Below are 7513 nucleotides of genomic sequence, written 5' to 3' on the forward strand. Positions count from 1 at the left end.
GGGAACCCCGACCCGCCCCCGCTCCGGGGGGGGGGGGGGGGGGGTGGGAGTGGGGGGGGGGGGGGGGGGGGGGGGGGTGGGGGGGGGGGGGGGGAGCGATCCCCCCCGGCCCCCCCCCACGCCGCCACGTCGCGCGGCTTCGGCGCTGCCGCTCCCCCCGACACCCCGGCAGCCTCGCCGTTCCCCCCTGGCACCACCCTCCGGCGAGAGCGTCCGCACAGACCCGGCGAGTCCCCACCCCCGGGGACGTCGTGTTCTCACGCTAACAAACCGCGTGGTTGGTTTGTCAATAGTGAGATCCACGAAAAATCCACAATCGTGGCGATGTGGTCGGGTCGGTGTGATGGGCGTCCCACCAGGCAGTTGTGACCTCGTCAGGGGTGCCCGCGGCCGGCCCCGAGGCCGTATCGCCCGCCCGGGACGCGAGGAGCGCGCGGCCTGGAAGCCGACATTCCATGCATCATGACAGCACGGAGTGACACCGCGCGAGTGCCCAGCGCAGTGGAGGGGTGGGTCCGGCGGGCTCGCCGGGGCAGGCGGGGCCGGGGTGCGGTCAGCGCAGCAGCCGGCGCTCCTTGGCCACCGCCACCGCGCCCGCCCGGGTGTCCACGCCCAACTTGTCGTAGATCCGGCCGAGGTGGGTCTTCACCGTCGCCTCGCTGATGAACAGCGCCCGGGCGATCTCCCGGTTGCCCAGCCCCCGCGCCAGCTGTTCGAGGATGTCCTGCTCGCGCTCGGTGAGCTGCGGCGCGGGCGCCCGCATCTGTGCCATCACCCGGGAGGCGACCGGCGGGGAGAGCACCGTCCGGCCCCGGGCGGCCGCGTGGACGGCGGCGAACAGCTCCTCCGGCCGCTCGGCCTTCAACAGGTAGCCGGTGGCCCCGGCCGCGATGGCCCGGGTGATGTCGGCGTCGGTGTCGTACGTGGTGAGGACCAGGACGTGCGGCCCGCCCGGGGCGGCGGTGATCCGCCGGGTGGCCTCCACGCCGTCGATGCCCTCGCCGAGCTGGAGGTCCATCAGTACGACCTGCGGGGCCAGTCCGGCCGCCAGTGCGACGGCCTCCTCCCCGGTGCTCGCCTCGCCGACCACCTCGATGTCGCCCGCGCTGGCGAGCAGCGCCAGCAGGCCGGCCCGGACCACCGCGTGGTCGTCGCAGACCAGCAGCCGGACGGCGGCGGAGCCGTCCGGTGCGTCGCTCGACGGGGTGCGCGCTGCGGTCATCGGTGCTCCAGAGGGATCGCGGCGGAGACGACGGTGCCCTCGTCGGGGGTGCTCTCCACGGTCAGCGTGCCACCCAGCTGCCGCAGCCGGGCGCGCATGGCCAGCAGGCCGTACCCGCGGGTGCCGCCGGTCGCGCGGTGCCCGCCCGCCGCCGGGTCGAAGCCCTGCCCGTCGTCGGCGACGTCCAGCACGGCCTGGTCGCCCAGGAAGGACAGGGTGATCGCGGCCGCCGAGGCCCCGGCGTGCTCCCGGACGTTGGCCAGCGCGCCCTGGGCGATCCGCAGCAGCGCGGACTGCACGGCCGCCGGCAGCGGGACGGGCGCGCCGTCCAGGTGGAAGCGGACCGGCAGCCCGCTCTCGGTGGACTCCCGTTCGGCCAGCGCCCGCAGCGCGCGGTCCAGGGTGCCGCCGTCGGCGAGTTCGGCCGGGGCGAGGTCATGGACGAAGCGGCGGGCCTCGGCGAGGTTGCGGGCGGCCACCTCGGCGGCGGTGCGGACATGGGTACGGGCGGTCGCCGGGTCGGCGTCCCAGGTGCGGTCGGCGGCCTGCAACAGCATCTGCTGGCTGGACAGGCCCTGCGCCAGGGTGTCGTGGATCTCCATCGCCAGCCGCTCGCGCTCGGCGAGCGTGCCCTCGCGCCGTTCGGTGGCGGCGAGTTCGCGCCGGGTGCGGACCAGGTCGGCGATCAGCGCGCGCTGCCGGGCGGCCTGCCGGGCCATGAACAGGAACACCCCGGTGGCCAGCGCGGCCACCGCGGGCGGCAGCAGGACGAGGGTGGCGTCCGTGGTGCCGGGCAGCCGGACCTCGGCGATCACCACGAGCAGCGTCAGGGCCGCGACCAGCGGGATCGCGGCCCTCGCGGGCAGTGCCCGCAGCCCGGTGTAGATCAGCGGGACGGCGCACCAGGCGAAGCTCGGCGCGATCAGCACCAGCACCACCCAGAGCGCGACCACCAGCGCCAGCGGCCACCGGCGCGGCCGGCCCGGCGGGGTCGGACGGCGGTGGTCGAACCAGGAGGCGGCCGGCTGGGCGACGGCCAGGGCGGCGCTCAGCCCGATCACCCAGGGGATCCGGGGGCTCCCGGCGTGGTGGGTGAGGTAGCGGCTGAGCGCGGCGGCGAGCAGCAGCAGGAAGGCGGAGTCCAGCAGCAGCGCCAGCCGTCCGGCGTCCGGGTCGCCGGCGTCGAGCCCGCCCGGGGGCGGACCGGCGGACGGGCGGGGCTGCTGCACGGGGGCTCCTGGGGCTACGTACGGGCTCCGGACGGGGCTCGGCCGATGACGCGACGGTGGTCGGCGGACGACGAGACCACGCGATGGCCGACGGCCGAGCAGTGTCAGACGGAGTGGTAAGGACCGGCGCCCGGTGCACCGACCTGCGCCGTTCCCTCGATGCTGACCCGTCCGGCCCGGTCCCGCATCAGCCGATCGGTTGACACCGGCGTCCCCCATCATGCCCGGACGGTCGCGCCGGACCGTCGATGCCGCGCGCCCGGTTCCGGCCGGAGGATCGGAGCAGAGCCGGGCGGTCCCCCCCGCCGCCCGGCCCGAACCCGCCGCGGCCCCCGTGGACCCTGTGGACCCCGTGGCCCCGCCGTCCCGTTGAGTTGAGGAGCTGGACCATGAAGAAGACCTCCGTGCGCACCCGGGTGCTGACCGGCACCGTCGCCGTCGCCGCACTCGCCGCCGCCGGCGTCGGCGCCGTCTCGGCCAGCGCCGAGACCACCGAGACCCCGGCCGCCCCCGCCGCGGCGAAGGCCGACACCCAGAACAAGAACCTCGCCCAGAGCACCGGCCTGACCATCGACGCCGCCACCCGCGCCGCCCAGGCCGCCCTGGACGCGGCGACCAAGGCCGGCCAGCACGTCTCCGTCGCCGTGGTCGACCGGGACGGCGTCACCCGCGTGCTGCTCAAGGGCGACGGCGCCGGCCCGCAGGCCCCGGAGTCGGCCGAGCGCAAGGCCTTCACGGCGGTCTCCTGGAACGCCCCGACCTCGGAGCTGGCCAAGCGCCTGGCCCAGGCCCCGAACCTCAAGGACATCCCGGGCACGCTGTTCCTGGCGGGCGGCGCCCCGGTGCAGTCCAAGGGCGCTCCGGTCGCCGGCATCGGTGTCGCGGGCGCGCCCAGCGGGGACCTGGACGAGCAGTTCGCGCAGGCCGGCGTGGCCGCCCTGGCGAAGTGACCCGCCCCGGCCGGCCGGCCCGCCGCCGGGGCCGACCGGCCGGGCGAACTCCCGTACCCGGCACCCGCCGTGCTCCCGGCCGACGGCCCGCGGTGGAACTCGTTCGGGTGAACAAGGGGAGGGTCGCCGCAGAACAGGCGGTGACCCTTTGAAAAGCCGGTGTCGTTGTCAGTGCCGCGTGGCAGGCTTCCCGGTATGACGGCGTGGACCCTCAACGACATCGAACGTGCGATCCGCTCCTCCTGGGGTGTCGACACCTGCGCGCCCGAGGACCAGGCCCGCTGGCGTCCCGACAATCCCGCCCGCGGCCAGTGCGGTGTGACGGCCATGGTGGTGCACGACCTGCTCGGCGGCGAGCTGATGATGGGCGAGGTGCACGTCGACGGGGTCCGGACGGACCTCCACTGGTGGAACCGCTTCGCCACCGGCTTCGAGATCGACCTCACCCGGGAGCAGTTCGGCCCGGGCGAGCTGGTCGGCCCCGGCCGCCCGGTCGCCCGCCCGGCCCGCCCCGGCCGGCTCCAGGCCCAGTACGAGCTGCTGCGCCACCGCGTGGTCACCGAGCTGGAGCGCGGCGCCTCCGCCGGCCGCCTCCGCCGCCCGGCCCGGGTCGCGTAGCCGCCCGGCCGGCGCGGCGGGGTCGGCCCGGGCGTCCCCGGCCCGCCGAACTCCCCTGACGTACAGTCGCTTCCGGACGGACCAAGGTACGGGTGACGGCGGCGAACGGAGTGCGCGGATGAGCGGGGCGACGGTCGGTTTCGTGGGGCTGGGCGCGATGGGGCAGGGCATGGCCGGCAGCCTGCTGCGCGCCGGTCACGCCGTACGGGTGTGGAACCGCTCGCCCGAGCCGGTGGCCGCCCTGGTGGCCCAGGGCGCCGAGGCGGCCGGCTCGCTCGCCGAGGTGTTCGCCGCCGACACGGTGGTCTCGATGCTGGCCAACGACCAGGCGGTCGAAGGGCTGCTGCTCGACCCCGGGCTGCTGGCGGGCGCGAAGGCGACCCTGCACGTCAACATGGCCACCGTCTCGCTCGCCCTGGCCGAGCGGGCCGAGGCACTGCACGCCGAGCACGGCATCGGCTACGTCGCCGCGCCCGTCCTCGGCCGCCCGCCGGTCGCGGCGGCGGGGAAGCTCAACATCCTGGTCGCGGGCGCACCCGAACTGCTGGACCGGGCCGAGCCCCTGTTCGCCGCGATGGGCGAGCGCAGCTGGCACTTCGGCGACCGCCCGGCGCAGGCCAACACGGCCAAGATCAGCACCAACTTCCTGCTGGCCTGCGCGATCGAGTCGATGGCCGAGGCGTGCAGCCTGGCCGAGGCCCACGGGGTCCGGCCCACCGACCTGGTCGAGATGCTCAGCGGCACGCTCTTCCCCGGGCCGGTCTACTCCGGCTACGGCTCGATGGTGGCCGAACGCCGCTACGAGCCGGCCGGGTTCCGGCTGCCGCTCGGGCTCAAGGACGTCGGCCTGGCCCTGGAGGCCGGGGCCGCGAAGCACGTCCCGCTGCCCTTCGGTGGCATCCTGCGGGACGCCTTCCTGGACGCGCTGGCGCACGGCGACGGCGAGAAGGACTGGGCGGCCGTCGCCGAGGTCGCCCGCCGCCGGGCCGGGCTGCCGGACTGACCGACCGCCGCCCCCGCTCCGCCTCCGGCCCGCCCCCGCTTCCGTCCCCGCTCCCGCCCCGGAGTCGGAGCCGGGACGAGCGGGGCGGAGCGGGGCTGGCGGTGGAATACCCGGCGGTCCGCCGGTGCTCGTTCGGGTGTCCACAGCACCTGATCAGGGGGAGTACCGATGACCGACCAGCCGTCCGGCGCCGGGGCGCCGCGCCGTTTCCTGTTCCTGGACGCGAGCTCGCGCGTCGACGGCAACACCGCACAACTCGCCCGGCTGGCCGCCGAGTCGAGCCTGCCCGAGGGCGCCGAGCAGCAGTGGCTGCGGCTCGACGACCACCCGCTGCCGCCCTTCCAGGACCTGCGGCACACCGGTGACGGCCGCTACCCGGAGCCGGTCGGGCACGAACGGACGCTGCTGGAGGCCACCTTGGCGGCCACCGACCTGGTCCTCGTTTCACCGCTGTACTGGTACACGATGCCGACCAGCGCCAAGCTCTACCTCGACTACTGGTCGGCCTGGTTCCGGGTGCCCGGGATGGACTTCCGGGACGGGATGCGCGGGGGCACGCTGTGGGACGTCACCGTGCTGGCCGGCACCGAGGAGCACGTCCAGCCGCTGATCGGCACCCTCAAGCTGACCGCCGAGTACATGGGGATGCGCTGGGGCGGCGCGCTGATCGGCAACGGCACCCGCCCGAGGGACGTCCTGCGCGACGAGCAGGCGCTGATCGCGGCCAAGTCCTTCTTCGCGGGCTGACCCGATCGACGACGGCCGGGGCCGGCCACCTGAGGCCACCTGACACCACCTGACGCGACCCGACCCCGACCGCCGCCACGGGCCCCGCCGCCAAGAGTCCCGCCGCGGGCCCCCGCCACGGACCGATGCATTCGCGCCACCCGGGTCCGTGCGCTACCGTCCTCCCGGGCGTGTACCCGTCACTTTGCGGCCGCTCTTTGCCGGAGCGCAAAAGCCCTACCGGCGGACGGAGTTGGGCGATTCGGACGCCCCGGGCCCGGCCGTACGACGGAACCGGGTACCCGCCTTCCGAAGTGGCCGAATCGTTCGGTACTCTCCGTCGGACTTTCAGCTTCGCGGGGGAGTAGCGGCGTCTGTGGCCGCCCCCTCGCGCCCGGGCCTCGCCCGGACACTTCCGTGAGGTCTCCTTGTCCATACGTCGCAGTCTTGCCCTGGCCGGCGTCGCCGCGCTCACGTCCTCGCTGGTGCTCACCGGCGCCCAGGGCGCCATGGCCGTCGGCTCCACCGGCACCCCGTCCGCCGCCGCTCAGGCCGCGCAGGCGAAGCACCAGAACCTCGACCTCTCGGTGCGGGGCGTCCCGGACACCTTCGTCGCCGGCGGTGACGCCCGCGTCTTCTCCTACCGGATCCAGAACTCGACGAAGAACGACTTCGTCGCCTTCCCGCTCCTCAAGTTCAAGAACAAGGCCGGCACGCTCAAGGCCAAGGACCTCAAGGTCGAGTACCAGCTGCCCGGCAGCGGCACCTGGCGGACCGGCTCGATCGCGCCCGGCGGCGGTGACGGCGACGACAGCGCGGTGCTGATCCTGCTCGGCGGCGTGAACGACGGCGGTCCCGCCGACGACGCGCTGCTCTACCTCGCCCAGGGCAAGCGGATCGACATCGACGTCCGGGTCTCCTTCACCAAGGACACCCCGCTGGGCAAGGCCGGCGTCGTCCCGGTGGTCTTCTCGGCCAACGCCGACGACGAGTCCGACAACGGCCACTTCAGCTGCGAGGGGATCAAGGGCGCCGGCTTCACCATCAAGGCCGGTGGCGGTGGCAAGCCCACCCCGACCCCCACCCCCACCAAGACCGGCAAGCCGACCCCGAGCACCAGCGCGTCGCCCTCGGCCACGACGACGGGGACCCCCACCACGGCCCCGACCACCCCGGCGCCGACCACTCCGGCGCCGACCACCCCGGCGCCGACCACCTCGGCCCCGACCACCCCCGCGCCGACCACCCCGGCCACCGGCACCGCCTCGCCGTCGGCCTCGCCGACCGACTCCGGCGCGACCACCACCCCGGCCCCGACCGCCGGCAGCACCGACGTGCAGCAGCCGATCGACTTCCCGGTGGACGTCCCGAAGGTCACCCCGCCGAAGATCACCCCGGCCGTCGTCACCAAGGCCAAGACGGCCGCCGCCGACGCGGACAAGACCCTCGCCACCACCGGTGGCGGTGACAACACCACCATGATCGCGGCCGCCGGTGGCGCCGTCCTGGTCGCCGGTGTCGGCACCCTCGTGGTGCTCCGCCGCCGCAAGGCCGGCCAGCAGGGCTGATCCGGGCCCGCCCCGGGCCCGACCCGGAGGGCTCCGCTGAGGGAGCCCACTGCCGCCCGACCGCCGGCGGGGACGGACCTCCGTCCCCGCCGGCGCGGGGGGGGGGGGGGGGGGGGGGGGGGGGGGGGGGGGGGGGGGGGGGGGGGGGGGGGGGTGTTCGTTCGTCCAGACTAGAGTGCGGGGGGGGAGGAGGGGAG

Annotated in this window: 6 protein-coding genes and 1 pseudogene; 5 read left to right on the forward strand and 2 right to left on the reverse strand. The window is 75.5% G+C overall.

All coding sequences use genetic code 11. The annotated features are described in order from the left end of the window. Window positions 1–553 precede the first annotated feature (553 nt). Both ACZ4W5_RS37495 and ACZ4W5_RS37500 read right to left on the reverse strand, forming a co-directional pair. Window positions 554–1222, reverse strand: coding sequence for a response regulator transcription factor (locus tag ACZ4W5_RS37495; RefSeq protein ID WP_360227347.1), 669 nt, complete (start codon window positions 1220–1222; stop codon window positions 554–556). Then, the gene (locus ACZ4W5_RS37500; protein ID WP_465659692.1) at window positions 1219–2673 is read right to left on the reverse strand and encodes a sensor histidine kinase; all 1455 of its coding nucleotides are present in this window, start codon (window positions 2671–2673) and stop codon (window positions 1219–1221) included. Before ACZ4W5_RS37500 ends, ACZ4W5_RS37495 begins: the two co-directional genes overlap by 4 nt. Window positions 2674–2840: 167 nt before the next feature. Between ACZ4W5_RS37500 and ACZ4W5_RS37505 the strand changes: the two genes are divergently transcribed. The 5 genes and pseudogenes from ACZ4W5_RS37505 to ACZ4W5_RS37525 all read left to right on the forward strand — a co-directional run bounded on the left by ACZ4W5_RS37505 (window position 2841) and on the right by ACZ4W5_RS37525 (window position 7316). After that, entirely contained in the window at window positions 2841–3401 is a 561-nt protein-coding gene (locus ACZ4W5_RS37505) for a GlcG/HbpS family heme-binding protein (RefSeq protein ID WP_465659694.1), read from the forward strand. A gap of 195 nt (window positions 3402–3596) precedes the next feature. Further along, the gene (locus ACZ4W5_RS37510; protein ID WP_360227338.1) at window positions 3597–4019 is read left to right on the forward strand and encodes a YunG family protein; all 423 of its coding nucleotides are present in this window, start codon (window positions 3597–3599) and stop codon (window positions 4017–4019) included. 52 nt (window positions 4020–4071) lie between these two features. Further along, a pseudogene (locus ACZ4W5_RS37515) lies at window positions 4072–5022 on the forward strand (NAD(P)-dependent oxidoreductase); the annotation flags it as partial. A 168-nt stretch (window positions 5023–5190) separates the two neighbouring features. Then, a complete protein-coding gene (locus ACZ4W5_RS37520) occupies window positions 5191–5769 on the forward strand; it encodes a flavodoxin family protein (protein ID WP_465659696.1) in 579 nt (192 codons plus the stop codon). A gap of 407 nt (window positions 5770–6176) precedes the next feature. Beyond that, window positions 6177–7316 carry an LPXTG cell wall anchor domain-containing protein gene (locus ACZ4W5_RS37525; RefSeq protein WP_360227332.1) on the forward strand — a complete coding sequence of 380 codons (1140 nt, stop codon included), beginning with the start codon at window positions 6177–6179 and terminating at the stop codon, window positions 7314–7316. The last annotated feature ends 197 nt before the right edge of the window (window positions 7317–7513 follow it).

This window comes from Kitasatospora sp. NPDC029367 (assembly GCF_055569135.1).